Annotated in this window: 27 protein-coding genes; 20 read left to right on the plus strand and 7 right to left on the minus strand. The window is 65.2% G+C overall.

Annotation, left to right across the window (positions count from 1 at the left end):
- Positions 1 to 24 precede the first annotated feature (24 nt).
- A complete protein-coding gene (locus CH271_RS16735) occupies positions 25 to 2,703 on the plus strand; it encodes an MGH1-like glycoside hydrolase domain-containing protein (RefSeq protein WP_252342154.1) in 2,679 nt (892 codons plus the stop codon).
- A gap of 82 nt (positions 2,704 to 2,785) precedes the next feature.
- Positions 2,786 to 3,892: an alcohol dehydrogenase catalytic domain-containing protein gene (locus CH271_RS16740; protein ID WP_094634269.1), complete on the plus strand. Its 1,107-nt coding sequence runs from the start codon at positions 2,786 to 2,788 to the stop codon at positions 3,890 to 3,892.
- A 24-nt stretch (positions 3,893 to 3,916) separates the two neighbouring features.
- Here CH271_RS16740 and CH271_RS16745 read toward each other — a convergent pair whose 3' ends face one another.
- Positions 3,917 to 4,705 (minus strand): ABC transporter ATP-binding protein, encoded by a 789-nt coding sequence (locus CH271_RS16745; RefSeq protein WP_094634270.1) that lies wholly within the window; start codon positions 4,703 to 4,705, stop codon positions 3,917 to 3,919.
- Between the two features lie 94 nt (positions 4,706 to 4,799).
- Here CH271_RS16745 and dapB point away from each other — a divergent pair, with 94 nt between their 5' ends.
- From dapB to CH271_RS16765, 4 genes are read left to right on the plus strand one after another with little or no spacing between them, the layout of a single operon-like run.
- Complete coding sequence (gene dapB / locus CH271_RS16750) at positions 4,800 to 5,558, plus strand: 4-hydroxy-tetrahydrodipicolinate reductase (protein ID WP_037189548.1); 759 nt, start codon at positions 4,800 to 4,802, stop codon at positions 5,556 to 5,558.
- Between the two features lie 50 nt (positions 5,559 to 5,608).
- Entirely contained in the window at positions 5,609 to 6,028 is a 420-nt protein-coding gene (locus CH271_RS16755; protein ID WP_052047573.1) for a hypothetical protein, read from the plus strand.
- Positions 6,029 to 6,033: 5 nt separating this feature from the next.
- The gene (locus CH271_RS16760; RefSeq protein ID WP_094634271.1) at positions 6,034 to 6,486 is read left to right on the plus strand and encodes a flavodoxin family protein; all 453 of its coding nucleotides are present in this window, start codon (positions 6,034 to 6,036) and stop codon (positions 6,484 to 6,486) included.
- A 16-nt stretch (positions 6,487 to 6,502) separates the two neighbouring features.
- Positions 6,503 to 7,408: an alpha/beta hydrolase gene (locus CH271_RS16765; RefSeq protein ID WP_094634557.1), complete on the plus strand. Its 906-nt coding sequence runs from the start codon at positions 6,503 to 6,505 to the stop codon at positions 7,406 to 7,408.
- Position 7,409: 1 nt separating this feature from the next.
- Here the strand turns inward: CH271_RS16765 and CH271_RS16770 are convergent, their stop codons facing one another.
- Positions 7,410 to 7,853, minus strand: coding sequence for a hypothetical protein (locus tag CH271_RS16770; RefSeq protein ID WP_256986428.1), 444 nt, complete (start codon positions 7,851 to 7,853; stop codon positions 7,410 to 7,412).
- Positions 7,854 to 7,989: 136 nt separating this feature from the next.
- Here CH271_RS16770 and CH271_RS16775 point away from each other — a divergent pair, with 136 nt between their 5' ends.
- The 4 genes from CH271_RS16775 (at position 7,990) to zwf (ending at position 12,229) form a co-directional block, all read left to right on the plus strand.
- Positions 7,990 to 9,351 carry an OFA family MFS transporter gene (locus CH271_RS16775; RefSeq protein ID WP_037189540.1) on the plus strand — a complete coding sequence of 454 codons (1,362 nt, stop codon included), beginning with the start codon at positions 7,990 to 7,992 and terminating at the stop codon, positions 9,349 to 9,351.
- Positions 9,348 to 9,464 (plus strand): MFS transporter small subunit, encoded by a 117-nt coding sequence (locus CH271_RS29710; protein WP_441347073.1) that lies wholly within the window; start codon positions 9,348 to 9,350, stop codon positions 9,462 to 9,464. The genes CH271_RS16775 and CH271_RS29710 overlap by 4 nt, the downstream gene beginning before the upstream one ends.
- A gap of 35 nt (positions 9,465 to 9,499) precedes the next feature.
- Complete coding sequence (locus tag CH271_RS16780; RefSeq protein WP_094634272.1) at positions 9,500 to 10,708, plus strand: winged helix-turn-helix domain-containing protein; 1,209 nt, start codon at positions 9,500 to 9,502, stop codon at positions 10,706 to 10,708.
- Positions 10,709 to 10,774: 66 nt separating this feature from the next.
- Complete coding sequence (gene zwf, locus CH271_RS16785; RefSeq protein ID WP_037190126.1) at positions 10,775 to 12,229, plus strand: glucose-6-phosphate dehydrogenase; 1,455 nt, start codon at positions 10,775 to 10,777, stop codon at positions 12,227 to 12,229.
- A 6-nt stretch (positions 12,230 to 12,235) separates the two neighbouring features.
- Here zwf and CH271_RS16790 read toward each other — a convergent pair whose 3' ends face one another.
- The gene (locus CH271_RS16790) at positions 12,236 to 12,715 is read right to left on the minus strand and encodes a hypothetical protein (protein WP_094634273.1); all 480 of its coding nucleotides are present in this window, start codon (positions 12,713 to 12,715) and stop codon (positions 12,236 to 12,238) included.
- A gap of 140 nt (positions 12,716 to 12,855) precedes the next feature.
- On the opposite strand from CH271_RS16790, the gene thyX reads away from it, so the two are divergent.
- From thyX to CH271_RS16805, 3 genes are all read left to right on the plus strand, one after another.
- Positions 12,856 to 13,608: an FAD-dependent thymidylate synthase gene (thyX, locus tag CH271_RS16795; protein WP_037189533.1), complete on the plus strand. Its 753-nt coding sequence runs from the start codon at positions 12,856 to 12,858 to the stop codon at positions 13,606 to 13,608.
- Between the two features lie 100 nt (positions 13,609 to 13,708).
- Positions 13,709 to 14,617, plus strand: coding sequence for a 4-hydroxy-tetrahydrodipicolinate synthase (gene dapA / locus CH271_RS16800; protein WP_037189532.1), 909 nt, complete (start codon positions 13,709 to 13,711; stop codon positions 14,615 to 14,617).
- A 107-nt stretch (positions 14,618 to 14,724) separates the two neighbouring features.
- Positions 14,725 to 16,479: a ribonuclease J gene (locus tag CH271_RS16805; RefSeq protein ID WP_037189531.1), complete on the plus strand. Its 1,755-nt coding sequence runs from the start codon at positions 14,725 to 14,727 to the stop codon at positions 16,477 to 16,479.
- A 31-nt stretch (positions 16,480 to 16,510) separates the two neighbouring features.
- Here CH271_RS16805 and CH271_RS16810 read toward each other — a convergent pair whose 3' ends face one another.
- Positions 16,511 to 17,290, minus strand: a complete 780-nt coding sequence (locus CH271_RS16810; protein WP_094634274.1) for a sulfite exporter TauE/SafE family protein — start codon at positions 17,288 to 17,290, stop codon at positions 16,511 to 16,513.
- Positions 17,291 to 17,386: 96 nt separating this feature from the next.
- On the opposite strand from CH271_RS16810, the gene CH271_RS16815 reads away from it, so the two are divergent.
- Together CH271_RS16815 and CH271_RS16825 are read left to right on the plus strand one after the other, a co-directional pair.
- Complete coding sequence (locus CH271_RS16815) at positions 17,387 to 18,010, plus strand: TIGR03085 family metal-binding protein (protein ID WP_037190125.1); 624 nt, start codon at positions 17,387 to 17,389, stop codon at positions 18,008 to 18,010.
- A gap of 69 nt (positions 18,011 to 18,079) precedes the next feature.
- Entirely contained in the window at positions 18,080 to 20,767 is a 2,688-nt protein-coding gene (locus tag CH271_RS16825; RefSeq protein WP_170946033.1) for a DNA translocase FtsK, read from the plus strand.
- Positions 20,768 to 20,850: 83 nt separating this feature from the next.
- On the opposite strand, the gene CH271_RS16830 is transcribed toward CH271_RS16825, so the two are convergent.
- Both CH271_RS16830 and CH271_RS16835 read right to left on the minus strand, forming a co-directional pair.
- The gene (locus tag CH271_RS16830) at positions 20,851 to 21,135 is read right to left on the minus strand and encodes a YciI family protein (protein WP_094634276.1); all 285 of its coding nucleotides are present in this window, start codon (positions 21,133 to 21,135) and stop codon (positions 20,851 to 20,853) included.
- A 41-nt stretch (positions 21,136 to 21,176) separates the two neighbouring features.
- Positions 21,177 to 21,764, minus strand: a complete 588-nt coding sequence (locus CH271_RS16835) for an amino-acid N-acetyltransferase (protein ID WP_230596219.1) — start codon at positions 21,762 to 21,764, stop codon at positions 21,177 to 21,179.
- A 140-nt stretch (positions 21,765 to 21,904) separates the two neighbouring features.
- Here CH271_RS16835 and pgsA point away from each other — a divergent pair, with 140 nt between their 5' ends.
- The 5 genes from pgsA (at position 21,905) to CH271_RS28890 (ending at position 25,330) form a co-directional block, all read left to right on the plus strand.
- Positions 21,905 to 22,597 carry a CDP-diacylglycerol--glycerol-3-phosphate 3-phosphatidyltransferase gene (gene pgsA / locus CH271_RS16840; RefSeq protein WP_373453571.1) on the plus strand — a complete coding sequence of 231 codons (693 nt, stop codon included), beginning with the start codon at positions 21,905 to 21,907 and terminating at the stop codon, positions 22,595 to 22,597.
- Positions 22,598 to 22,849: 252 nt separating this feature from the next.
- Positions 22,850 to 23,191, plus strand: a complete 342-nt coding sequence (locus CH271_RS16845) for a helix-turn-helix domain-containing protein (protein ID WP_032397883.1) — start codon at positions 22,850 to 22,852, stop codon at positions 23,189 to 23,191.
- A gap of 144 nt (positions 23,192 to 23,335) precedes the next feature.
- Complete coding sequence (locus CH271_RS16850; RefSeq protein WP_037189526.1) at positions 23,336 to 24,145, plus strand: PspA/IM30 family protein; 810 nt, start codon at positions 23,336 to 23,338, stop codon at positions 24,143 to 24,145.
- A gap of 112 nt (positions 24,146 to 24,257) precedes the next feature.
- Positions 24,258 to 25,058 (plus strand): phage shock envelope stress response protein PspM, encoded by an 801-nt coding sequence (gene pspM, locus CH271_RS16855; RefSeq protein ID WP_179274655.1) that lies wholly within the window; start codon positions 24,258 to 24,260, stop codon positions 25,056 to 25,058.
- A gap of 98 nt (positions 25,059 to 25,156) precedes the next feature.
- Complete coding sequence (locus CH271_RS28890; RefSeq protein WP_037190120.1) at positions 25,157 to 25,330, plus strand: hypothetical protein; 174 nt, start codon at positions 25,157 to 25,159, stop codon at positions 25,328 to 25,330.
- Positions 25,331 to 25,344: 14 nt separating this feature from the next.
- On the opposite strand, the gene CH271_RS16865 is transcribed toward CH271_RS28890, so the two are convergent.
- A complete protein-coding gene (locus CH271_RS16865) occupies positions 25,345 to 26,241 on the minus strand; it encodes a diacylglycerol kinase (RefSeq protein ID WP_094634277.1) in 897 nt (298 codons plus the stop codon).
- Positions 26,242 to 26,301 lie beyond the last annotated feature (60 nt).

The following is a 26,301-nucleotide window of genomic DNA, read 5'->3' on the forward strand; positions in this document are numbered from 1 at the left end:
CCGCCAACGACCAGACTGTGTGCTGTGACCACCAATCCCGTGAGCGTTCCCACCCCGTCGACCGTCGAACACAATCGGTTGGCCGAATCGCCCGGAGTCAGCGGCCCGTGGCGTCAGTGGGGTCCGTACCTGGCGGGACGGCAGTGGGGCACAGTGCGCGAGGACTACTCGGAAGACGGAAACGCCTGGGCGTCGTTCCCGTTCGATCAGGCACACAAACGGGCATACCGCTGGGGCGAGGACGGTATCGGGGGAATCTGCGACCGCTTCGGGTTCCTGAATTTTTCGTTCGCACTGTGGAATCGCAAGGATCCGATCCTCAAGGAACGGTTGTTCGGTCTCGCCAACGAAGAGGGCAATCACGGCGAGGACGTCAAGGAGTACTTCTGGGCGGTCGACGGAACGCCGACGCACAGCTGGATGCAATGGCTCTACCGCTATCCGCACGCGGAGTATCCCTACGCTCACCTGCGAGAAGAGAATGCCCGGCGCGGGCGTGACGACCGCGAATACGAGCTGGCCGACACCGGTATTCTCGACGAGAACAGATTCTTCGACGTCCAGGTCACGTACGCCAAGGCCTCACCCGACGACATCTGCATCACCATCTCGATCACCAACCACGGCCCCGAGGCGGCGTCGGTCGACCTTCTGCCGCACCTGTGGTTGCGCAACACCTGGTCCTGGGGACGCGACGAGCGGGGCGGAACACTGGCGCAGCTGAGCCCGCCGGACCTCATGGCAGGTGGACTCGAAGCCATCGCCGTCGACCACGGATTTCTCGGTCGCTACTACCTCAGCGCCGAAGGAACGCCGGCAGTTCTGTTCTGCGACAACGAAACCAATGCCGAAGCACTGTGGGGGCAGGAGAACATCTCGGCCTACCCCAAGGACGGCATCGGCCGCCGAGTCGTCGACGGGGAGCTCGATGCGGTCAACCCCGAGCAGACCGGTACGAAGGCTGCGTTCTGGTACCGCTTCGACGACATCGCCTCCGGTGCAACGGAATCGGTCCGACTGCGGTTGTCGCCCAACCGACCGGACGAGCAGACGTTCGGTGCCGGATTCGATGCCGTCAACGTCGATCGCGAGACCGAGGCCAACGAGTTCTACGGCGCCGTGATCGGCTCCGACCTCACCGACGTCGACCGGCACGTGGCGCGGCGCGCCTACGCGGGCTTGCTGTGGACCAAACAGCTCTATCGATACGACGTGGAGGAATGGATCGAGGGCGACAAGGTCGGTGCTCCGGCACCGGACTCGAGGCAGAACCCGGGTGGGCGCAATGCGCACTGGCGTCACCTGGCGTTGGCCGACGTCATCTCGATGCCCGACGAGTGGGAGTACCCGTGGTTCGCGGCCTGGGACCTGGCCTTTCATGCGATTCCGTTGGCGCACGTGGATGCCGATTTCGCGAAGGAGCAGTTGGTGCTCATGTGCCGGGAATGGGCCATGCACCCCAACGGCCAGCTGCCCGCGTACGAGTGGGAGTTCGGTGACGTCAACCCACCCGTGCACGCATGGGCGGCATGGCACGTCTACCGCATCGACGGCTACCGGGATCGCGAGTTCCTGGTGCGGGTGTTCACCAAGCTGCTGCTCAACTTCGCCTGGTGGGTCAACCGCAAGGACTCGGAGGGCTCGAACATCTTCGAGGGTGGATTCCTCGGTATGGACAACATCGGGTTGTTCAACCGATCGGCACCGCTGCCTCCCGGCTTCCGGCTCGAGCAGTCCGACGCGACGAGTTGGATGGCGTTCTACTGCCAGCAGATGTTCAAGATCGCACTGGAACTCGCGCGGCACGACAGCGCCTGGGACGACGTCGCGACCAAGTTCTTCTCGCACTTCCTCTCGATCGCGAAGGCGGTCAATTCGTTCGGTTCTCAACACATTTCGCTGTGGCACGAGGAGGACGGCTTCTTCTACGACGTCCTCGTGCAACCCGAGGGCGATGCGGTACCGATGCGGGTTCGGTCGATGGTGGGTCTGCTTCCGATTCTCGGGGCGACCGAGATCCCGCCGTGGGTCGAGGAGGAATGCCCGGACCTCACCGCCCGCCTGCGTTGGATTCAGCGTCGACGGCCGGAGATGGTCAGCCCGCTGCTGGCTCGGCGTGAGGGTGGCGAGGTGCGCATGCTGCTGACGCTCGTCCAGCCCGAGCGGCTCAAGCGCATCCTGGCCCGCATGTTCGACTCCGAGGAGTTCTTGTCGCACTTCGGGATTCGTTCGCTCTCGGCCTCGTACCGAGAACCGGTCACGTTCGACGTCGACGGCCGTAGCCTGTCCATCGAATACGAGCCGGGGGAGTCGCGCACCGGCATGTTCGGCGGCAACTCCAACTGGCGCGGGCCGGTGTGGTTCCCGGTGAACGTGCTGCTCGCCGACAAGCTCCGCGCCTACGGCCGGTACTACGGCGACTCGTTCACCATCGAGATCCCCACCGGCTCGGGCAACCACCGCACCCTCACCGACGCCGCCGATCTGATCGACAACGGTCTCGCCGGACTGTTCCGACCGGTCGACGGCAAGAGACCCGCGGACGGCGAGCGCATCGAATCCAGCCTCGACCCACTGTGGAGCAGGCATCCCAGTTTCAACGAGTACTTCGATGGGGACACCGGCGAGGGACTCGGGGCCACGCACCAAACCGGGTGGACGGCACTGGTTGCGCACCTGCTCAGGCCGCGTCTGCCGCTGTAGTGCGCTACGCGCAGTGGTGCGGTTGAGTGCCCCCCACGGCACTTTTCCACACCACTGCAGCGGAGCCGCATAGTCTGGCGGGATGAAGATTCGCGGCGCAGTACTCGAAGAAATCGGCCGATCTCGTCCCTTTGCGGACTCGCATCCCATCACCGTCTCCGACCTCGAGCTCGGCTCGCCCGGAGACGGCGAACTGCTGATCCGGATCGAAGCCGCGGGGCTGTGTCACTCGGATCTGTCGGTGGTCGACGGCAATCGAGTTCGTCCGGTCCCGATGCTGCTCGGCCACGAGGCCGCAGGCCGCGTCGAGGAAGTCGGCCCCGGTGTCGACGACATCGCGGTCGGCACTCGTGTCGTCATGACGTTCCTCCCGCGCTGCGGCGAATGCGCCGGGTGCGCCACCGACGGCCAGATGCCCTGCATCACCGGCAGTGCGTCGAACAATGCCGGGACACTGCTCGGCGGCGGCATCAAGTTGCACCGTGACGGGGAAGAGGTCAAGCATCACCTCGGAGTCTCCGGATTCGCCACCCACGCGGTGGTCAGCCGAAAGTCGGTGGTGCCGGTCGAGGACGACATCCCGGCCGACATCGCAGCAGTCCTCGGTTGTGCGGTACTGACCGGCGGCGGCGCGGTGCTCAACGCCGGTACTCCGAAGCCCGGGCAGTCGGTGATGGTGGTGGGCCTCGGCGGCGTCGGCATGGCAGCTGTTCTTACGGCCGTATCGGTGGGTGCCGGTGAGGTGATCGGAGTCGACGGGGTCCCGGACAAGCTTTCCACCGCAACCGATCTGGGTGCAACGCAGGTATATTCGCCCGCCGAGCTCGCCGAGAAGGGAATCAAGGCCGATATCGTCATCGAGGCCGCCGGCAACGCCCGAGCCTTCGAAACTGCCGTCGCTGCAACGGCTCCCGGCGGCAAGACCATCACCGTCGGTCTCCCCGCACCCGACGCCCGATCATCCATCTCGCCGCTGGGCCTGGTGGCGGAGGCGCGCACGATCATCGGCAGCTACCTCGGCTCGGCGGTGCCTGCACGCGACATCCCGACGTACGCCCAGATGTGGCGTGAGGGACGGCTTCCCGTCGAGAAGCTGATCTCGTCGAGAATCACGTTGGACGAGATCAACCGCGGCATGGACGAATTGGCCGACGGTAACGCGATCCGTCAGGTCATCGTCTTCGACTGAGTTTCAGCTGTCTTCGACCGAGCATCAGCGGTGGGCCGCCGTGGCGACCCACCGGCCGCGTTGCTTCGAGATCTCGATGGGATGGTCGAAACACTCACTGATGTTCTCTGTGGTCAGCACCGCGTCGACGGCTCCCTGCGTCTGCACTCTTCCGTCACGGATGAGCAGGGCGTGGGTGGTCGAGGTCGGGATTTCCTCGAGGTGATGAGTCACCAGAATGCTGGCCAAAGTCGGGTGTTCGGCGCGCAGCGAGTCGAGTGCACTCAGGAGTTGTTCGCGGGCAGCGAGATCGAGCCCGGTGGCGGGCTCGTCGAGCAGCAGCAGCGCCGGGTCGGGAAGTAGAGCGCGCGCGATGAGCGCTCGGCCCCGCTCGCCCTGCGAGAGCGTGTGCCACGACGCGTCGAGTCGATGGGCGACACCGAGGGACTCGACGAGTCGGTGAGCGCGCGCAATCTGGTCCTCGGTGGCCGACCATCTCGGGATCAGATCCGGTGTGTTGGTCAGTCCGGTCAACACGACCTGGAAGAGCGTCAGCGGAGCCTCGACCCTCAGTCGTGGATCGACGTGGCCGATGTGCGTCCGCAACTCGCGCATGTCCACACGCCCGAGGCGATGGCCCAGAACGTGCACGGAACCGTGAGTGGGATGAACGAGCGCGCCGAGCAAGCTGAGCAGGGTGGATTTGCCCGCGCCGTTGGCGCCGAGCAAAACCCAGTGCTCGCCCTCCTCGACCCGCAGCGTTGCATCACTGAGCAGGTATCGGCCACCGCGGACGAGATCGACTCGGTCGGCGAACAGGACGCTGGATGTCACCGGACGACCGTAGCGGCCGGGGCGGACCGTGGAGAAGTAGGCTCTGAAGTCGGTAGAAGCGACAAGACGACGACGAAACGAGTGTGGGTACGACGTGAGTGCAACGGCACCTGTTCGAGTAGGGGTACTGGGGTCACGCGGCAAGGTAGGTCAGGCCATCTGTGCCGCCGTCGAGGCAGCCGACGATCTCGAGCTCGTGGCGACCGTCGACCAGGGCGATCCGCTGGCGAACTTCGTCGACGCGAACGCCCAGGTGGTCGTGGACTTCACTCACCCCGACGTGGTGATGGACAACCTGCAGTTCTTGATCGAGCAGGGCATCCATGCCGTGGTCGGCACCACCGGATTCGATGAGCAGCGCCTCGAGCAGGTTCGCGAATGGCTGGCGGGATCGCCGCAGACGGGTGTGTTGATCGCGCCGAACTTCGCCATCGGCGCGGTGCTGTCGATGCGATTCGCGCAGCAGGCAGCTCGGTTCTTCGACTCGGTCGAGGTGATCGAACTGCACCACCCCAACAAGGCCGATGCGCCGTCGGGAACGGCGTACCGGACTGCCGCGTTGATTGCCGAGGCACGCGCCGCCGCAGGCACTCCGCCGAGCCCCGACGCGACGACGACCGAACTCGACGGCGCACGTGGTGCCGACGTGGACGGAGTGCGTGTGCACTCGATCCGGCTCGCGGGACTCGTTGCGCATCAAGAGGTTCTGCTGGGCACCCAGGGGGAGACGCTGAGTATTCGGCACGACTCGCTCGATCGCACGTCCTTCGCGCCCGGAGTCCTTCTCGGAGTTCGCGAGATCGCCGGGCGACCCGGGTTGACCGTCGGTCTCGATCCGCTGCTGGATCTGTGAGCTGATCGACGGTGAACAAAACGACGAAGGTGCTCGCCATCATCACGGTGATGGTGCTGATTCTCGGCTTCTACTTCTTCCTGCTCGGCCAGCGCGGTGTGACGCTGATCCAGAACGGCGGCGTGGCCAGTATCTCCTTGGGGATCGGGGTCCTGCTGCTGCCGATACTCGGGTTGTGGATCGTGTGGGCCACCCTCAAAGCCGGCTTCGACCACCAGAGGCTGGCCTCGCGCATCCACGAGGAGGGCCTCGAACTCGACGTCGCGGATCTTCCGCGTAGGCCGTCGGGACGGATCGAACGCGATGCCGCAGACGAGTTGTTCCAACAGGTCAAGACCGAATGGGAGAAGGATCCGGACAACTGGCGAAACTCCTATCGTCTGGCTCGTGCCTACGATTACGCCGGTGACCGCGGGCGGGCCCGCGAGACGATGAAACGTGCTGTGGCACTGGAACGCGCAGAGAACTGACACCGGTGACGCGCACCCTTCTGGTCGTTCATCACACCCCGAGCCCGCTCACTCGTGAGCTGCTCGAGGCAGTTCTCGACGGCGCGCACGACCCCGAGATCACCGGCGTGGACGTGCGCAGTGTGCCTGCACTCGGCGCTACCGTTCCCGATGTGCTTGCCGCAGATGGGTTTCTGTTCGGAACACCGGCGAATTTCGGATACATGAGCGGAGCTCTGAAACACTTCTTCGACACCGTGTACTACCCGTGCCTCGGTGCCGTTGCCGGAAAGCCCTACGCCGCTTGGGTTCACGGCAACGACGACACCGTGGGCGCCGGACGGGCCATCGAGAAGGTCGCGACGGGTTGGGGCCTCGAGAAGGTCTTCGGCACCGTGCACCTCGCCGAGAGCGGCAAGCCCGCACGTGAACGCTGCTACGAACTCGGCGGAACTGTCGCAGCGGGGCTGTCGGTCTGACGGATACCGTGTGTCCGTGGACGTCGACCGATATGCCCGATTCCTGCCCGAGCAGTATCGGCCGGTACCAGGGGAGAAGCCCGAGTCGACGTTCTGGATGTGGCGCGACACGCGCGTTCACATCGCCCGCGCTGCGCGGCCCGAATCGAAGGTCCGTGTCATGGCCCTGCACGGTGCCGGGGGTTACTCCGGTCTGCTGTGGCCGTACGCCGCTGTCGCCGTTCGAGAGGGCGTCGAGGTGATGTGCCCCGACCTGCCACTCTACGGAGACACCGTCGTCTCGGACCCCGCGTCCGTTCGCTACCGCGACTGGATCGATCTGCTGTGCGAGCTCGTGGTTGCCGAGAAGTCTCGCGACGGCCGTCCTCTCGTCCTGTTGGGCGCAAGCATGGGAGGCATGCTCGCGTACGAGGTAGCGCACCGAACGGGGCTGGTGAACAGGGTGATCGCCACCTGTCTGCTCGACCCGGCCGATCCCGGCGCCCGCCGTGCTGCGGCGAGATTCGACGTGCTCGGCGGGCCCGCACCACAGCTGCTTCGGCTGCTCGCCGCCGTCGCGAGCCGAGCACGCATACCCGTCAGATGGATGGCCGACATGGCGAACATGAGCCTGGACGCGGAGCTGTCCGGCCTGTGTGCACGTGACCCCAGAGGCGGCGGAGTGCGTGTTCCGATCGGCTTCCTCGCGAGCTTCTTCGGCTACTCGCACACCCGACCCGAGGACTACGACGGTCCGCCGATACTGCTGACCCACCCCGCCGACGACCGGTGGACGCCACCGGAGGTCAGTATCCGCTTCCTGGAACGCATTCGGGCCGACACCGAGATCGTCATGCTCGACGGGTGCGGTCACCTGCCCGTCGAGGAACCCGGGCTGACCCAACTTGCCGACACCATGAGGTCCGTTCTGGGACGCTACTGACTCAATCGGAACTCTCGGGGGAGTCCGGGCGCAGAATGTCATCGGCCGGGATCGGTAGCGGAATTTCGAGCAGGCGTTCCGGCCAACTCGGATATGCGGGCCGAATCCACACCCGGTTGTCGTCGAGTTGCGTCATCAGCACCCGCCGCCACGGCCAATACTCCTGCGGTGCAGACAGATCGGTCTCGGATTCCAATGGCAGGGGTGCCTTCGTCCAGTGTGGAGCCGACAGCGATGCCAGACCGCGATCCTCGAGGTGCGCGATGGCGGTCTCGATCGGAACGCCCTGCGCAACGGTGATTCCGGCGGGATTGACGGCATCGACCACATAGCCGTCGTCGTACTCGTCCTGTGCACTCGTGCCGTGCCCGACGGTCCACCCGATCACCTCGCCGTCGGAGGCTCGTCTCACCGGCAATCTGCTGCGCCACCGCTCGATATCCACTGCCTCGAGGATACGCGGGTCAGAATGTGAGTTCGGTGAAGAAACTATTCGCGGTTGTGAGCGAGTAGAGCGGTGGCCGTGTTTGACTGCAGGGGATAGTGCAATTTTGTACCGAATTCTATCGCAAGGGATTTCGATGACCCTCCGCATTCTCGACCGCTCTGCCATTGTCGCGACACCAGAGTGGAGCCGCTGGTTGATACCACCGGCCGCGCTGTCCATTCACCTCGCGATCGGGTCCGCCTACGCGTGGAGCGTGTTCAAGAACGCCATCTCGCAGCCCGACGCACTCGGGCTCAGCGGCACCGTCACCGCCATTCCGTTCCAGCTCGCCATCGTGATGCTCGGCCTGTCCGCGGCGATCTTCGGGACCCGCGTCGAGAAGAACGGCCCACGATGGGCCATGGCCGTCTCTCTGGTCTTCTTCGTCTCGGGACTGCTGCTGTCCGCGCTCGGCATGGCCCTCGGACAGTTCTGGCTGGTGATCTTCGGCTACGGATTCGTCGGCGGTATCGGCCTCGGAATCGGCTACATCTCACCCGTCTCGACCTTGATGAAATGGTTCCCGGACAGGCCGGGAATGGCCACCGGTATCGCCATCATGGGATTCGGCGGCGGCGCACTCATCGCGTCCCCGCTCACCAGCCAGCTGATGGTGAACTTCGGCGGTTTCACCGACGGTTCCATCGCCAAGACGTTCCTCACGCTGGGCGTCGGATACGCGGTGTTCATGGCGCTGGGAGTCGTTCTCATTCGAGTGCCCGCCGAGGGGTGGACACCGGCAGGGTGGACCCCGCCCGCGTCGTCGTCGATGATCTCGACGCACAACGTCTCGGCCGCGAACGCAGTGAAGACACCGCAGTTCTGGCTGCTGTGGGTCGTCCTGTGCTTCAACGTCACTGCCGGAATCGGCATTCTCGAACGTGGATCGGGCATCTATCAGGACTTCTTTCCCGACGCCACCTCGCCCGAATCGCTCGCCGCGGCTGCGGCCGGTTTCGTCGCGTTCCTCTCCCTGACCAACATGATCGGACGGTTCGTCTGGTCCTCGGTATCCGATGTGGTGGGGCGTAAGAACATCTATCGGATGTACCTCGGTATCGGTGCACTGCTGTACCTCTACATCGCCTTGTTCACCAACACCAACAAGATCCTGTTCATGGTCTCGGCCCTGCTGATTCTCTCGTTCTACGGTGCGGGTTTCGCGACGGTTCCGGCCTACCTCAAGGACCTCTTCGGTACGTATCAGGTGGGCGCGATCCACGGACGACTCCTCACCGCATGGTCGGTGGCCGGTGTGCTGGGGCCGCTGATCGTCAATGCCATCGCCGACGCCGGAGAGCCCGGCACCACCGGCCGATACCTGCCGGCGTTCTACGTGATGATCGGTCTGCTGGTGGTCGGGTTCCTGGCCAACGAAGCCATCAAGCCGGTTGCATCGAAGTACCACGAAGCCGATCCGGCGAAGGCCGCGACGACAACAGGAGCGAAGGCATGAGCGGCGGACAGAGGCAGGTCACGATGGCGGTCGCATGGGCCTGGGTTGCCGTGCCGTTCGCCTACGGGCTGTACGAATTGATCCTCAAGGCGGCGAACCTGTTCAGCACCTGAGTCGATGTGTCGGTGGGCCGTGACAGGCTGATCCGATGCAGGAGATGAGTGCCGCCGCCGCTCGTCGTACCGCGCTGGCCGCCCAAGGGCTGGCATCGAGACGGTCGCGTACTCGGCCGGCGAGCAAGACCGCGGTTCACGCAGCCATCGACACCACCGGGTTGTTGCAGATCGACTCGGTGTCGGTGGTGGTGCGCGCGCACTACGCACCGGTGTTCAGTCGCGTCGGTGCCTACGACCACACGATCGTCGACGACGCCGCATGGACCGACACCGCGCGTCGGCCTCGTCGATTGGTGGAGTACTGGGCCCACGAGGCCGCACTGCTGCCCGTCGAGGACTGGCCGCTGATGCGGTGGCGAATGGAGTTGTATCGACACGGGCGGTGGGGCGGAGCCGCCCACATTCTCGATCGCGAACCGACTCTCGTCGACGACGTCCTCGCGGTGATCGGCGACAACGGTGCGGCCAGCGCCGGTGAGATCGAGAAGCACCTCGAGGTGGACACACCCGGTCGTAAAGGGCCCTGGTGGGATCGCAGCGATGTCAAGGTCGTCTGCGAACAGCTGTTCGCGGCAGGCGTGGTGACCGTGCCGGCACGGACGGGATTCGTGCGCCGGTACGAGCTCCGTGAACGAGTGATCCCGGAGAACGTTCTGCACAGGCGCGTCGACGAACCGGAGGCGATACGTCGGCTCATCGAAAAGTCCTCGCGGGCACTGGGAATCGGTACCGAGCCGGATCTGAGGGACTACTACCGGCTCTCGCAGAAGCAGGCGAAGGCGGCGATCGGCGAACTGGTCGAGGACGGTGTGCTCGACCAGGTGACCGTCCGAGGCTGGAACGCACCGGCATACCTGCACCGCGAGGCGAGGACACCGCGAACGGCCACCGCCGCCGCACTGCTGTGCCCGTTCGATCCGATGATCTTCTACCGGCCGCGGGTGCAGCGAATTTTCGATTTCCACTACCGAATCGAGATATACACCCCACAGCACAAGCGAGTTCACGGCTACTACGTGTTTCCCTTTCTGCTCGACGGGCATCTGGTGGCCCGCGTCGATCTCAAGGCAGTGCGGGCGCAGTCCGAACTGCACGTGATCGCGGCGTACGTCGAGGGCGACCGCAACGCCGGTGACATCGCGCCTCGACTACGAGAGGTGCTGCGGGAGATGGCGGATTGGCTCGAACTCGAACGCGTGGTGGTGGGGGACCGGGGAGACCTCGTCGCGGCATTGCGTTGACGCCTGCCGGCCGGGTCGAATCCTGCCGAAGTGCACTCGGGCAGGATCGGTGCCACTATTCGAACCGTGACTTCACGCCGGACGGACACCGCCACGGAACTCCCACCCCAGGTCGTCGTCCTGTTCGGGGCGACAGGAGACCTGGCCAAGCGAAAACTGCTGTCCGGGATGATGCATCTGGCGCTGTCCGATCTCGCGCCGAACATCCGGGTCGTCGGCACATCGCTGGAAGAGCTGTCGACCGACGAATTCCGCGCTCTCGCTCGCGAATCGATCAACACCCACTCGAGTCGCAAGGTCGGCGACGAGCAATGGAGTCGTTTCGCCTCGCGACTGACCTACGTGTCGCAGAAGGCAGGACCGGCGGCGCTGGGGGAGGCCGTTGCCGAGGCCGAGATCGAGCTCGGAGGAAGCGCCAAACGGCTGCATTACTTGTCGGTTCCCCCGAGAGCTGCTCTGGCAGTGGTGGATACGCTCGCGTCGGCAGATCTGGTGAAGCGCTCCCGGATCATCATGGAGAAGCCGTTCGGCACCGACCTCGAGAGCGCGATCGCACTGAACGCCCGGGTTCACGAAACGTTCGACGAGGATCAGATCTTCCGAATCGATCACTTTCTCGGCAAGGAACCCGCGCAGAACATCCTGGCCTTCCGCTTCGCCAACGGGTTGTTCGAGCCGATCTGGAACCGAAACTTCATCGATCACGTCCAGATCGACATCCCGGAGAAGCTCGCCCTGGACGGGCGCGCCGGATTCTACGAATCCACCGGTGCGTACAGGGACATGGTGGTCACCCACCTGTTCCAGGTGCTGGCGTTCATGGCGATGGAACCGCCGACGGCGCTCGAACCCCGCGCCATCAGCGAGGAGAAGAACAAGGTCTTCCGATCCATGATGCCGCTGGACCCGAAAAACGTTGTGCGAGGCCAGTACACGGGCTATCGCTCGGAGGAGGGGGTGGCTGCCGATTCCGACACCGACACCTTCGTGGCACTCAAGTGCGAGATCGACAATTGGCGCTGGGCCGGAGTGCCCTTCTACCTGCGCAGCGGAAAACGCCTCGCCGAGGGGCAACGCATCATCTCGATCGCCTTCAGGGAACCACCGAAGAGCATGTTCCCCGTCGGCTCGGGCGTGGGTGCGCAAGGTCCCGACCACCTGACCTTCGACCTTGCGGACGCCTCGAAGGTGTCACTGTCGTTCTACGGTAAGCGCCCCGGTCCCGGAATGCGCCTGGACAAACTCAGCATGCAGTTCGCAGTTCACGAAACCGAACGAGTCGGCGACGTCCTCGAAGCGTACGAACGGCTGATTCTCGACGCCATGTACGGCGACCACACGCTGTTCACCACGGCCGAGGGCATCGAGCGGCTGTGGAAAGTGTCCGAACCGCTGCTCGCCGACCCGCCCCCGGTTCGCCTGTATGCACCGGGCTCGTGGGGGCCCAACGCCATTCATCAACTCATCGCTCCACACGCATGGCGGTTGCCGTTCGAGCGGGAGTGGCGCGAGAAGAAGTAGGGCCGATCAGTTGTTCCAGCCGCGATCCTTGCGCATCTGATCGCGCAGTGCGCCCTGAACCGCTTGCGACAACCACGAATTGAGTGACACTCCGCTGTTGTTCGCGGCGTCCTCGGCACGTTCCTTGATCTGTTCGACCAGTCGCAGCGTCACCCGTCGGACCTCACCGGACACGTCGTCCATGGTCGGGTAGTCGTCGGTGACGGGCTCCGCCGGATCGCCGTCGTGCAGGCCGGGAACGGGGCTTTCGCGTCGAACATCCGCGTGCGCCTGCGTACCGTCGAGGCGAACGGTGACCGTATGTCCGTCCAGGTCGTTCGATACCTCTGCTGCGAAGTCCGACAGCGCCGTGAGCAGCATCAATCTGGCCGAGGCTTCCGCCGTCTTGCCGAGTGCTTCGGCCGTCGTACGGGTGTGCTCGTCTCCCAGAGCGGCCGCCGCGAGTAGATCCGTGCGTAGAGACGCGGTGTACTTGTCCAGTTCCATGACGCCAGTGTGGCGTCATAGTTGACGTCGGTCAAGCACCCCTGGTGACGTCATGCGGCAGCGTCATGACGTCATCGTTCGCCGGGCATCGGTGCCGCGTTTAGGGTTGTGCGGTGTCAGCAGAAAACGAAGGTAGAGCTGTGCCGCGGACGGTTGCGCTGAGAGTGCAACTGGTTGCCCGAACCGAGTTCGTTCCGCCGGTCGACATTCCCTGGGAAACCGATGCGGACGGTGGGCAGGCGTTGGTCGAGTTCGCCGGACGTGCCTGCTATCAGAGCTGGTCCAAGCCCAATCCCCGGACCGCGACCAATGCCTCGTATCTGCGTCATCTGCTCGACGTCGGACACCTCTCGGTTCTCGAACACGCGAGCGTGAGCTTCTACATCACCGGAATCTCGCGATCGTGCACGCACGAGCTGATCAGGCACCGGCACTTCTCCTACTCGCAGCTCTCGCAGCGATTCGTTCCCGAGCACGACGCCAACGTGGTACTTCCGCCGGCTGTCGAGGGTGATCCCGAGCTCGAGGCGTTGTTCGCGTCGGCGACCGAGGCGAGCCGGGCGGCGTACACCGAGCTGCTCGGTGCGCTGGAGGGAAAGCTGGAATCGGTCACCAATGCCGCCCTGCGGGGCAAACAGGCGCGGCAGGCGGCCCGGTCGGTGTTGCCGAACGCGACCGAGACGCGCGTGGTGGTGAGCGGAAACTACCGTGCATGGCGGCATTTCGTGTCGATGCGTGCCTCGGAGCACGCAGACGTGGAAATTCGCCGTGTTGCCGTCGAATGTCTGCGTAAGCTCGTGGGAGTGGCTCCGGACGTGTTCGGCGACTTCGAGATCTCGACGCTGCCGGACGGCACGGAAGTGGCCCGCAGCCCGTTCGTGACCGAGGTCTGACGGCGAGGTTCGGTTGCGGCCGAGACCGGGTACACGTGGCGAGTGTCGGCGGGGAGTCCCGCTGCGCGAGAGTGGGTAAAGCACCGGGTAATCTGCTGCCATGACCTACGGTGACGCCGCTCCTTCCGTTGCGCCTGTGTTCGGTACGGTGCTCACCGCCATGGTGACCCCGTTCACAGCGGACGGTAAGTTGGATATCGATGCGGGCGTTCGGCTGGCACATCATCTCGTCGAGCAGGGCAACGACGGCCTGGTTCTGGCCGGAACGACGGGCGAATCGCCCACCACCACCGAGAACGAGAAGCTCGAACTGCTCCGCGCGGTAATCGCTGCGGTCGGCCATCGAGCTCGCATCATCGCCGGGGCAGGCAGCAACGACACCGCGCACAGCGTCGAACTCGCTCGTGACGCCGCCCGTGCAGGCGCACACGGTCTTCTGGTCGTCACCCCGTACTACTCTCGGCCACCACAGGCCGGCTTGTACGCACACTTCACCGCGGTCGCGAACGCCACCGACCTGCCCGTGATGCTCTACGACATTCCGCCGCGGTCGGTGGTCCCCATCGAGACCGAGACGTTGCGTCGGCTGGCCGAGCACCCCCGGATCCTCGCGGTCAAGGACGCCAAGGGAGATCTGAACGCAGGCGCGGAACTGATCGCCTCGACAGGCCTGCAGTTCTATTCCGGCGACGATCCACTGAACCTTCCCTGGCTCTCGGTCGGGGCGACGGGCTTCGTCAGTGTCATCGGCCACCTCGTTCCCTCTCGCCTCCGTGAGCTGCACACCGCCTTCATGATGGGTGACATCGCGCGGGCGCAGGCGATCAACGTCAGCCTCATTCCGGTCATTCGCTCGGTCGCACGCCTCGGCGGCGTCAGCGCCTCGAAGGCCGGCCTCCGCCTCATCGGAATCGATGTCGGCGAACCACGACTTCCCCAGGTGCCACCGAGCATCGACCACATCGAATTGCTCGCAGCAGAGCTGCGGGCGGCAGGAGTTCTTGTATGACACGACCGAACAGATCGCGCGGACGCGCAACCCGAAACGCCGGACCCCCCTCCGAGCGTCCGGCCCCGAAGCAGGGCCAACCGGCAGGGGCCAGGCAGGGCAAGCCGATGGTGCAGAACTCGGCGCGCACTCAGCGTCCCGACAAACGTCGTGAATTCGACCCCACGGAGCGTCTGGGCACACCTCCGAAGGCCCCGTTCAAGGGCCTGCGAGTGGTCGCGCTCGGCGGTATCGGCGAAATCGGTCGCAACATGACGGTGTTCGAGCATCAGGGCAAAATGCTGATCATCGACTGCGGCGTGCTCTTCCCCGAGGACCAGCAGCCGGGTGTCGACCTGATCCTGCCCGACTTCCGGCACATCGAGAACCGCATGGCCGACGTCGAGGCCGTGGTTCTGACACACGGTCACGAGGACCACATCGGTGCTGTCCCGTTCCTGCTTCGCCTGCGTCCCGACCTGCCCGTCGTCGGATCCAAGTTCACCCTCGCGCTCGTCGCGGCGAAGTGCCGTGAGCACCGGTTGCGGCCGAACCTCGTCGAGGTCATCGAAGGTCAGCACACGCAGCACGGACCGTTCGACTGCGAGTACTTCGCGGTGAACCACTCGATTCCCGACGCGCTCGCCATTGCCATCAGAACCGACGCCGGTCTGGTGCTGCACACGGGTGACATCAAGCTCGATCAACTGCCACTCGACGGCCGCCTGACGGACCTGGCCGGCTTCTCGCGGCTCGGCGACGAGGGAGTCGACCTGTTTCTGGTCGACTCCACCAATGCCGAGGTGCCCGGATTCGTCACGCCCGAACGTGAGATCGGCGGAGTGCTCGACACCGTCATCGGCAAGGCGAAGCAGCGCGTCATCGTCGCGTCGTTCGCCAGTCACGTGCATCGCATCCAGCAGGTCATCGATGTCGCCGAGCGGTACAACCGTCGGGTGGCATTCGTCGGTCGGTCGATGGTCCGCAACATGCAGATCGCTCAGGATCTCGGCTATCTGCGTGTGCCCGACGGCCTCGAGGTCAATGTCGACACTGCCGCAACGCTTCCCGACGACCGGTTGGTACTGATTTCCACCGGTTCGCAGGGCGAGCCGCTGTCGGCGCTGTCCCGGATGGCTCGCGGCGAGCATCGCCAGATCAACGTCAAGGCGAACGATCTCGTGGTGCTGGCGTCCTCGCTCATCCCCGGCAACGAGAACTCGGTGTTCGCGGTGGTGAACGGCCTCGCCAAGCGTGGTGCGACTGTCGTGACGCAGCAGAATGCGAAGGTTCACGTCTCGGGCCATGCCTCGGCCGGTGAGCTGCTGTACCTGTACAACGCGGTTCGACCCACCAATGCCATGCCGGTACACGGCGAGTGGCGTCACCTGCGCGCCAACGCGGCACTGGCCAAGGCGACGGGTGTCCCCGAGGAGCGTGTGGTGCTGGCCGAGGACGGCGTGGTCGTCGACATGGTCGACGGTCTCGCCGAGATCGTCGGACAGGTGCCCGTGGGGCATGTGTACGTCGACGGCCTCTCGGTCGGTGACGTCGGCGATTCGACGCTGTCCGATCGACTCGTACTGGGCGAGGGCGGATTCATCGCGATCAGCGTCGCCGTCGATTCGGCCACCGGACGTGCAGTGACCGCACCCGAGGTGTCCGGTCGCGGATTCTCCGACGATCCGGCCGCACTCAAGGAAGCCGGTCAGCTCGTCGAGTCGGAGTTGCAGCGTCTGGCGTCCGACGGCGTGTCCGATACGCACCGCATCGCACAGGCAGTGCGTCGTGTCGTCGGTCGGTGGGTGGCGGACAAGTATCGCCGCAAGCCGATGATCGTTCCGACGATCATCGCGGTCAAGCCGCAACCGCAGTCGAACTAGGCGCGCCCGCAGCCGAACTGGACGCGATCGTCTAGACGAGTAGTCGCCAGAGTCCGATCAGACCGAGAACGACGATGGCACCACGCAGGGCCGCCGGCGAGAGCCGGCGGCCGTAGCGTGCTCCGACGGCTCCACCGATCAGGGAGCCGACCGCGATCAGTCCGGCTGCCTGCCAGCTGATGTCGTCGAATCGAAAGATCGTGTACGTCACCGCTGCAACGACATTGACGACCAGCGACAACAGATTCTTGGCTGCGTTCATCCGTTGCATGGTTTCGGGGAGCAGTGCACCCATCACTCCGATGAGCAGAATGCCCTGTGCCGCAGTGAAATAGCCGCCGTAGATTCCCACCAGCAGAGTGCCGCCGGTGACCAAGGCCATCCTGGTCCGGCTGATGTGGTTTGCGGCCTTGCCGGCGGCCTCCGATCGCCGCTTGGCCCAGGCCTGGATTCTCGGTTGTGCGACAACGAGAATCAGCGCACCGATGAGCAACACCGGGACCACTGCGGCGAAGACGGTTTCGGGTAGATGCAACAGCAGCCAGGCCCCGCCGAGGGCTCCGAAGAACGAGGCGGGCAACTGCCACCGCAGTCGATGCCACTGCCCGCGCAGTTCGCGGCGATAGCCCCACGTGCCCGAGATGCTCCCCGCGACCAGTCCCACCGCGTTGGACATGGTGGCGACCACCGGGGGGTAGCCGAATGCGACCAACGTCGGAAACGTGATCAGCGTCCCGGAACCGACGACGGCGTTGATTGCTCCGGCTCCGAGTCCGGCGAGCAGGATGACGAGAATTTCCGATACCGGCACTGTTGGGAGGCTACCGACGCCTCGGGCGCGTCGAACATCGGGGAGTGTGGGGCCGGCGGGATGCCGTCGGTCGGCTCGGGACGTACCGTGGTCGGTGTGAGCCTTGCCCAGGATGAACGTTCTCAGCTGGTCCAGACCCTTCTCGACGTGGGTCCCGATGCGCCGACGCTGTGCGGTGAGTGGACAGCGGCAGATCTCGCAGCGCATCTCGTCGTCCGCGAGCGACGCCTGGACGCATCGCCTGGCATTTTTCTTTCTCCGCTCGCGGGGTACACGGAACGCGTCCAGCGTTCCGTGGCGAACAAGCCGTTCACGACAGTGGTGGAGGACGTGCGGACGGGGCCGCCTATCTGGTCGCCGTTCGCACTGCTGGATCCGCTGATCAATCTCGGCGAGATGTTCGTTCATCACGAGGATCTGCGCCGGGCAGGCGAGAACTGGACTCGGCGAGTGTTGCCCAGTGCGGTGGAGACCCGGCTCTGGCCACAGGTTCGTCTGGTGGGTCGGGGCGGTCACCGCTCCTCGCCCGTACCTGTCCACGTGCGCACTCCCGATGGCCGACGGGCCACGTTCAAGGGCGGCTCGGGCCCCGGCGTGACCGTGGTGGGGGAGCCGTCGGAACTACTGCTCTACGCGTTCGGTCGCGACCGAATCGAGGTGCTGTACGAGGGTTCGGCAGACGACGTCGCTGCTGTGAAGGCGCTCGATCTGAGCTTCTGACACATTCACCTCCGCTGTTACTGGTGTTGCGGATGGTTTCGACGGGGCTGTTGCGACTAGCCTGGGGGCATGGCAGGAAAGACCAGCACCTCCACCGCCAGGGCCGGGTCCAGCGGATCCGGCTCCGCGCGCGCGTCCGGCACCGCCCGTAAATCCGGTGGCGGCCGTACCGCGCGCACCGTCACGACGCCGAAGAAGCCCACCGCGCCGCGCAACCCGGCGACGTCCCGCGCGAACGCATCCTCGCGTGGCAAGGCCCCCGCCAGGGGCGCGTCGACGGCTCGGCGGCCTGCGGCGAAGAAGAAGTCACGCGGTGCCCTCGACGCGATCGGGCGGGGCATCGCGTCCACCTGGTCGATGGCGGCTCGCGGAGTCGGTGCCACGACCCGGACGGTGAGCAAGGCCGCCGACATCGAACACGGCCACCGGCGGGACGGAATCGCCCTCGGACTCATCGCCGTCAGTGTTGTCGTCGCCGCGAGTGTGTGGCTGAGCGCCGGGGGACCGGTCGGCGAATGGATCGAGGTGGGCATCCGCGCCGTCATCGGTGAAGCCGGTTACGTCGCGCCCGTGCTCGGTGTCGCAATCGCTGTCGTTCTGATGCGCTCCGAACCACATCCCGAGGTACGGCCGCGCCTGGTCCTGGGATCGATTCTGCTCGGCCTGCCGATCCTCGGGCTGTGGCACATGGCCGCTGGTTCACCGACCGATGCCGCCGGCCGATCCGAGGGCGCAGGCTTCGTCGGATACGTGGCGGGTGGGCCCATCGCCGACGGCCTCACCGTATGGCTGGCCGTGCCGTTGTTGCTGCTCGCCGGGCTGTTCGGAGTACTCCTGCTCACCGGCACCACCGTCCGCGACGTACCCGATAGGATGCGTGCACTGTTCGGCACCGACAGTCGCGGCGACGAATACGACGAGTACGACCCGGCCGACTTCGGTTCCGAGTTCGGTGACGAGGGCTACGGCGACTACGACAGCAACTTCGACGCCGACGGCTATCCGGTCCACGGCGGCGCGGACCCGTACGACAACTATCCGACCGAGGAATACATCCCGGTCGCCAAGCCGCCACGCGCGCGCAAGACCCCGCCGCCCGAGGCCGCCACCGAGGTCATCACGCCTGCCGCCGCCGTTCCCACACCTGCCCCCGAGCCGGTCGCGCCCCCGCGGCCCAAGCCGAAGCCCATCGTGAAGGCAGCCGAACCGAAACAGGCAACCGAGGACGACAAGATCGTCGTCGATCGCGTCGTCGACGGGGATTACACGCTTCCGTCGCTGTCGCTACTGATCGACGGCGACCCGCCCAAGACCCGCAGCCAGGCCAACGACGCCATGATCGAGGCCATCTCCGAGGTACTCGAGCAGTTCAAGATCGATGCCGCGGTCACCGGTTTCACCCGCGGGCCCACGGTCACTCGCTACGAGGTGGAGCTGGGTCCCGGCGTCAAGGTCGAGAAGATCACCGCACTCGCACGCAACATCGCCTATGCGGTCGCGACCGACAACGTGCGCCTGTTGGCACCGATCCCGGGGAAGTCTGCGGTCGGTATCGAGGTGCCCAACTCGGACCGTGAGATGGTCCGCCTGGCGGACGTGCTGACTGCGCCGTCGACGCGAAAGGATCACCATCCGTTGGTGATCGGACTCGGTAAGGACATCGAGGGCGACTTCGTCAGTGCCAACCTCGCGAAGATGCCTCACTTGCTGGTGGCCGGATCCACCGGTTCCGGTAAGTCCAGCTTCGTGAACTCGATGCTCGTCTCGCTGCTCGCACGGGCGACGCCGGACGAGGTTCGGATGATCCTGATCGACCCGAAGATGGTGGAGCTGACGCCCTACGAGGGCATTCCCCACCTCATCACCCCGATCATCACGCAGCCCAAGAAGGCTGCCGCGGCGCTGGCGTGGCTCGTCGAGGAGATGGAGCAGCGCTACCAGGACATGCAGATCAACAAGGTCCGTCACATCGACGACTTCAACAAGAAGGTGCGCTCCGGCGAGATCACCGCACCCCTGGGCAGCGAACGTGTGTATCGGCCGTACCCGTACATCCTCGCGATCGTCGACGAGCTGGCCGATCTCATGATGACCGCTCCTCGGGACGTCGAGGAAGCCATCGTGCGCATCACGCAGAAGGCGCGCGCAGCCGGCATCCACCTGGTGCTCGCCACCCAGCGTCCCTCCGTCGACGTCGTCACCGGTCTGATCAAGACGAACGTGCCGTCGCGTCTGGCCTTCGCCACCTCGTCGCTGACCGACTCCCGCGTCATCCTGGACCAGCCGGGCGCGGAGAAGCTGATCGGCATGGGCGACGCGCTCTTCCTGCCGATGGGTGCCGGTAAGCCGACGCGTCTGCAGGGTGCGTTCATCACCGACGAGGAAATCGCCGCCGTCGTCGACTTCGCCAAGAACCAGGCCGAGCCCGAGTACAACGACACCGTCACCGCAGCGAAGGTCTCGGACAAGAAGGACGTCGACCCCGACATCGGCGACGACCTCGACGTGCTGTTGCAGGCGGTCGAGCTGGTCGTGACGAGCCAGTTCGGTTCGACGTCGATGCTGCAGCGCAAGCTTCGAGTCGGCTTCGCCAAGGCCGGGCGATTGATGGACCTGATGGAGAATCGCGGAGTCGTCGGCCCGAGTGAGGGATCGAAGGCCCGCGAGGTGCTCGTCAAACCGGACGAGCTCGACGGTCTGCTGTGGTCGATCAAGGGCGGCGACCCGGACGAGCAGCCCGCGTCGGACGAGTTCTGACGCTCCCGGTCGGGGTGAATGGACCATTGCAGCCGTCTCGGCGGTGCAGTGGTCCATTCACGCGAACCGGGTGAGCGGGAAGATCAGGACGTGAAGGTGCCCATGACGGGCGTCCACTCGTGGAACGTCGCCGACTCGATCAGGTTCTCCACCGCGAACGGGTCCTGTGCGAACAGCGTTTCGACGGTGGCGGCATCCGGGCCGTCCACCAGCAGCAGCGCCCCGCTGCCATCGGCGTACGGTCCGCTCGACACCAGGGTCTTCTGCTCGAGCAGATCGGCCAGCCAGGCGCGGTGGGCTGCGCGATGGGTGTCGCGTCCGTCCGTGGTGGCGGGTGAGTAGGTGTAGCTGACGGCGATCAGGGGCATGGAGCTCTCTTCCGGATTCGAGGGGTGATCCAAGAATTCTGTCAGAGCGACAGCAGCATCCGCGTGTTGCCCAGAGTGTTCGGTTTGACGTAACTCAGGTCGAGGAACTCCGCCACGCCGGTGTCGTACGAACGGCACATCTCCGCGTAGACCTCGGCCGTCACGGGGGTTCCGTCGATCTCGGCAAACCCGTGTCGGGAGAAGAAGTCCACCTCGAACGTCAGCACGAACACCTTCTGCAGCGCCAGATCACGAGCGACCTCGATCAGTTTGGCGACGATCAGGTGGCCTGCACCGTGCCCCTTCGCGGCGGGATCGACCGCGACCGTGCGAACCTCGCCGAGATCGGCCCACAGCACGTGCAACGCACCGCAGCCGATGATCTCGCCGTCACGCTCGGCGATCCAGAACTCCTGCACCGCCTCGTACAGGGTGACGAGATTCTTCTCGAGCAGAATGCGTCCGGCGTAGATGTCGATCAAACGCTTGATCTCGGGGATGTCGGAGGTCCTGGCGCGACGCACGACGAGGGTGCCGTCGCCGGCGGAGCCACGGTCCGCGATGTCGGAATGCACGTCGGATTCGGGGTCTGCGATGTCGCGACTCGCCCGATTCGGCCCAGAAGTCATGGGGTGAACAGTAGTCAGTACCTCAACCGATAAACTTTTCGTGTGTCGCTTCGTGAGCTGTGTCCCCGTCTCGGCGGATCGGTGCTGCGCAAAAGCCGACACATCGACCGGTACGTCTTCGACGGTTCGCGGGTGTGCCGATGAGTGGGCCGGTTGCGCCTGGTCACGGCGTTCCATCCAGTGGTGAGATCCCGAACGATCGCGCCTCCGGCACAGGGGAGACTCCGCGCAAGTCGGGGCTGCCCCACGGTAATGCCGTCTCCGGTGGACCGGACGAAGTGCCGTTGCTCAACATCGCGAACGTTCTCACGGTTCTCCGAATCGCACTGGTTCCGGTTTTTCTCGCAGCGCTGTTCGTCGGCGACGGCCAGGACACGTCGTGGCGACTGGCGGCAACCGCGATCTTCGCCGCTGCTGCCATCACCGACCGGATCGACGGTCAGTTGGCCCGCAAGTACGGTCTCGTCACCGATTTCGGGAAGATGGCCGACCCCATCGCGGACAAGGCGCTGATCGGTGCCGCGCTCGTCGGACTGTCGATGCTGGGCGATCTGTCGTGGTGGGTGACGGTGATCATCGGGGTGCGGGAGATCGGTATCACCGCCGTGCGGTTCGCCGTCATCCGGCACGGCGTCATCCCCGCAGGCCGCGGCGGCAAGGTGAAGACTCTGGTGCAGACGTTCGCGATAGGGGTGTACCTGTGCCCGCTGCCGAGCGTCGTGGACCCGGTGGCGGTTGCGTTGATGGCGCTGGCGGTACTGCTCACGGTGTACACCGGCCTGGACTACGTGGTGCAGGCCGTTCGCCTGCGCCGAGGCGTGACCTCGACGTGAATCGTCCCGACGTGACCTCGACAGCGGCCATGTCGAACGGGAGCGAGCAGGCCGACGATTCGGCGAGATACAGTCTTGGCAGCCGTGTCGGAGCAACTTCGGCGCGTGTTGGAGTGAACGGGCATATAGGGTCGGGAACCAATCGGACCGGCTGGGACGTTGAACATCGTGACGGCTCCGGACGAACGAGATATGAACGTTGTCGTCTCGACGGCACAGACGTCGGCACGAACACCAACGAGGAGGAGCGAGATGGCGCTGCTATTGCGTGAAGCACTCGGCGACAGTTTGCGGCGTACTCGCGTCGCACAGAGCCGAACCCTGCGTGAAGTCTCGAACACCGCACGCGTCAGCCTCGGATACCTCTCCGAGGTGGAACGCGGTCGCAAGGAGGCGTCGAGTGAACTCCTCGCCGCGATCTGCGACGCCCTCGCCGTCCCGCTCTCGGACGTCATGAGCGATGTCAGTGTGACACTGTCCGACGCCTCCACCGCCGCCGCGCGGCTCGACGAGGCGGCGGTCGCTACCCGCATCGACGGCGATACTCGCGTCGTGATTCCGGCACCTGCTGCCAGAGCTCTCGCCGCCGCCTAAGATCGGAAAAGTACTCAGTTTCCACTCCTGACCCAGACCACGCACCCGACTTTCACAGCACGGACAGGTTCATTTCGGTCACTGCGAGAGCAGCCGACCCGTACGCGGCCACCGCGGCGCAACAGATGGAGGCAGGACCACCCCATGGCTAATCCTTTCGTCAAAGCCTGGAAGTACATGATGGCGCTCTTCAATTCCAAGATCGACGAGAAGGCCGACCCCAAAGTTCAGATTCAGCAGGCGATCGAAGACGCGCAGCGGCAGCATCAGGCACTGTCCCAGCAGGCCGCGTCCGTCATCGGCAATCAGCGCCAGCTCGAGATGAAGCTCAGCAGGCAGCTGGACGAGGTCGAGAAGCTCAACGCCAACGCACGGCAAGCGGTGACGCTGGCCGATCAGGCCGCCACCGCGGGCGACATCGAAAAGGCCACGCAGTACACGAACGCAGCCGAGGCCTTCGCCGCGCAGTTGGTCACCGCCGAGCAGAGCGTCGAGGACCTGAAGGTCCTGCACGACCAGTCTCTTCAGGCGGCCACTCAGGCCAAGAAGGCCGTCGAGCAGAACGCCATGGCTCTGCAGTCGAAGGTCGCAGAACGCACCAAGCTGCTCAGCCAGCTCGAGCAGGCGAAGATGCAAGAGAAGGTCAGCGAGTCCCTGCGGTCGATGGACAGCACCCTGTCCGCGCCCGGAAACACCCCGAGCCTCGACGCCGTACGCGACAAGATCGAGCGTCGCTACGCCGACGCCCTTGGATCGGCGGAGCTGGCTCAGAACTCGGTCTCCGGTCGCATGATGGAGGTCCAGCAGGCTTCCGTGCAGATGGCGGGCCACAGCCGCCTGGAGCAGATCCGCGCTTCGATGGCAGGCGACTCGCTGCCGTCCGGCAACGCCGCGGCGAAGCCCTCGATTGCCAAGTCCCCGGACGCGACGCCCGAGCCTCCGGCTCAGGCGTAGATCGACCTGACGAACAGCTCGGGCGTCCGACAAGAGCGTCGACATGGGTAGAAGAGAACACGAATCCGGCCGGTCGCGTAAGCGGCCGGCCGTTTCGCTCGATCGAGAGGCCGTGACCTCAGCCGTCACCGAGTCCGGCGCGGTGGTGAGGTCTCTGGCGGAATCCGCTCGTAGTGTCGGTACCTCGATTCTCGACGCCGCCGGACGTCGAAGAGACCCGCGCGTCAAGCATCTGAAGAAGATTCGCCGCGCCAGACGACGCGGAATCAGGTTCGGTGCCGCGTCCACGACGACCGCGGTGGGAACTGCGGGGATGGCCGTGCTGTCGGCCCCGGAGTGGACATTGTTCGTGGGCGGCGGTAGCGCTGCCCTGATGGCCGTACCGGCGGCATTCGCGGTGACGCGGTTGCGGCGTCTTCGAGCCCAACCGGTCCCCGTTGGCCTACCGACCAAGCGTGTGTCGCCGCAGCGCGGATCCGCCGCGTACGAGTCGATGACTCGACTGGCCGGTGCCGAGCAGAGTCTGTTCGAGTTGTTGGGGATCCTGGCGAGGTCCGAGACGATCGGTGCCGACGACGTCGAGGAGATGATCGGTGTGACGTCCGATGCAGCCCGCGGTCTCGAAGGAGTGGCCGTGGACATCGCCGCTCTGGAACGTGCGGGGGCAGCGAGCGCTGTGACCCGCGAGCATCTGCGCGGCGGAATAGCCTCGGCTGCAGCCGAACTCGCTACCGGGGTCGATCAGTACGAGCAGCTCGTCGCTGCGGCCGCGCGGATGACCGGACCAGCTGGATCGGTGTCGGCGACGGTCGTGGAATCGCATCGACGCGAGCTGCTGTCGGCGACGGATCGATTGCAGGGATGGGCCGAGGCGCTCACCGAGATCGACGCTATCCGGGCCCGACACCGCTGAGACAATTCAGGGTTCACCCCGATGTGCTCGTCGCGCTCGGGTGCCAGTATCGAAGTACGCGATACGACACGGTGCGCGGCGACACGGTAGGAGCACTCATGTTCTGGAAAGTACTGGGATTCATCGTTCTGATCTGGATTGCGCTTGCGCTTCTGGGCACCATCATCAAAGGTGTCTTCTGGCTCGTAGTTGCAGGCGCGATCGTGTTGGGGCTGGTGTGGCTGTACAAGGCGATCTCCTCGAACGACGACCGTTCGTCGCTGAAGTTCTGACCCAGCGGACAGGTTCACCCTCGAGGTGCAGAACCCCGATCGACGAACACTCGAAGTGCCCGCGGTACGCAGCGAGCGGTGACCGGTAGTTCCGCGACGCGCTCACCGTCCGCGTAGGCGATGATTCCGTCGCACCGCAGGGTGACCTGCGTCGAGGTGTATGTATCGACCTCGGGCAGGTCGATGTGTGTTCCCCGATAGAGAGTCGGCGACAGAGTGAGCAGTCGCGTCCGACTCACCCCGCGAACGACGGTGACATCGAGCAAACCGTCATCCACCCGCGCGGCAGGGCACACGACCATGCCGCCTCCGTAACTCCTGCCGTTTCCGACCGCCACCAAGGTGGCGTCCAGACGAAGCTCGGCATCGTCCAGTTCGATGACGTACGGGAGCTTTCGGAGTGACGCCAGCTGCAGCATCATGGCCGCGTTGTACCGGAGAGGTCCACGCGGCCAGCGCAGTCGAATGGCCCTCTCGGTGACCAGTGAGTCGAAACCACTGGAGAGAACGGTGGCGAACCAGCGCTCGCCTATTCGTCCGAGATCGATTGCGCGCGTGACATTGTCGGCGACGATGTCGGCTGCGCGAGCAGGATCGTCGAGAGGCAGTCCCAGGGTTCGTGCCAGATCGTTGCCGGTGCCGGCCGGGATCAGGCCCATCGGGACATCGGTGTCGGCGAGCACTTGAACGACGAGATTGACGAGCCCGTCGCCGCCGACCGCGACCACGGCCTCCGTACCGCTGCCGACGGCCTTCTCCAGCAATGTCAACGCGTCCCCGGGGGTGCGGCCCTCGATGGCCGTCACGTGCAGTTCCCGCTCCCGCAGTCGCGCCACGGCGCTCCGTCCGGCGTGCCCTGCCCGCCCACCGCCGGCCATCGGATTGGTCAACACCGTCACCGATCGGGTCATGGCCGCACCGATTCGTCTGTCACATCGATCAGCTTGCCAGGGTTGACGATTGCCGTGGTG

Source organism: Rhodococcus sp. 05-340-2 (assembly GCF_002258915.1).
In the GTDB taxonomy this organism is placed as follows: domain Bacteria; phylum Actinomycetota; class Actinomycetes; order Mycobacteriales; family Mycobacteriaceae; genus Rhodococcoides.